General features: G+C 75.1%; 2 protein-coding genes. Both read right to left on the bottom strand.

All coding sequences use genetic code 11. The features are described from left to right. Positions 1–848, bottom strand: an 848-nt coding sequence (locus ACLEQD_RS43420) for a tetratricopeptide repeat protein (protein WP_410391796.1), incomplete at its 3' end; no start/stop codon positions are given. Continuing rightward, positions 849–1,386 (bottom strand): HEAT repeat domain-containing protein (locus ACLEQD_RS43415; RefSeq protein ID WP_410391795.1); only part of this gene is annotated, 538 nt, incomplete at its 5' end.

Below are 1,386 nucleotides of genomic sequence, written 5' to 3'. Positions count from 1 at the left end.
CCGTGATGGGCGGCGCGAGGGCCTGCCAGCGTCCGCTGGGGGTCCGGGTCTGGGGAAGCTCGGGCATGGAGGATGGGGACGGCGGGGGGCGCGGCGGCGCTGCACGGACGGACGGGCCCGGCGCAGCGGCTTCGGCCGTGCGAGGCGGAAGGTGGTGGAGAAGGCGTGGGTGCCGGGGGCGCGTTGCTCGCGGCGGGGACTGGCGCAGGAGCCTCCGCCGCCGTGGCGACGGCTTCTGGCTGCTCAGGCGCTTCGGGCGTCAGGTCCCAGCCGGGTTCGTCATGCGTGGGCTCGACCTGCACCTCGACGGAGATGACCACTTCGGTGTCGTCCGCGACGGGCCTGGGGGCGCTCGCGGGCGCGTGGGTCAGGGCCAGCTCTGGCGGGAGCGAAGCCGACAGGTCCACCGGCGCGCCCTCCGCCTCCAGGGGTGCGGGGGCCGGAGTGGGCGGGGCTTCGCGCTGCGTGACGAGGCCCGCGGGGGGGTGCTGGGACGCGGCCTCCTTCGGCTTCACCCTGGACGTGGCCGGCGTGCCCCTTCGCGCGTACAGATCCGCGAGCATCTGCTGCACGCCCTGGTGGGCCGGGTCCAGCTCGAGGATCAGCTTGCTCGCGGCGATGGCGCGCGGCAGGAAGCCCTCCTTCGCGAAGCCCTCCGCCGCGGACTGGTACGCGGAGACGGCGCGGTCACGCTGCCCGGCCTTGGCCCACGCGTCGCCCATGCGCAGCCGGCTCTGGTGGTCCTTCGGATCCGCCTGGCAGTAGTCCTGGTACAGCTCCGCGGCCTTCGCGAAGCGGCCCTTGCTGAAGGCCTCCGTCGCCTTGTCCTTGAGCGCGCGCGGCTCCATTCACCGCGCCCCGCCGGACGCCGTGCCTTCCTTCGTCGGCGAGGCTCCCGCCGCGACGCGGACCTCCCGGAAGTAGTCGCCCTTCAGCGCGTCCAGCGGCTCGGCCTCCGGGCCCGTGTTCATCTTGCGCAGCGCCGTGGCCGCCGCGGCGCGGATCTCCGGCAGGTCGTGGTACAGGTCCCGCCCCACCACCTCCGCCGACTTCACGTCGCCAATGGCGCCCAGCGCCAGCAGCACGTCGCGCCGGGCCACGCTGTTGGAGTCGTCCAGCGCCTTGAGCAGCGTGGGCACCGCGTCCTTCGCGCCCATCCGCCCCAGCAGCTGCGCCGCCAGCGCCGCCTCCGCCCCGCCCTCCTTCACCACGCCCTGCAACGGCTCCGACGCGGACGCGGGCGGCGCCCCCACGCGCTTCAGCGCGTCCAGCACCACCAGCTTCTCGCTGCCCATCTTCGGCAGCGACGCCACCAGCGCGAGCTGCCCCGCCTCTCCCTGCCCCGCCAGCGCCAGCGCCAGCGTCTTCTGCAGCTCGCGGTCGGGC

The organism is Corallococcus sp. 4LFB (genome assembly GCF_046520365.1).
Taxonomy (GTDB): domain Bacteria; phylum Myxococcota; class Myxococcia; order Myxococcales; family Myxococcaceae; genus Corallococcus; species Corallococcus caeni.
Note: the sequence above shows the minus strand (reverse complement) of the source record. Positions and strands in the feature narration are given on the sequence as shown.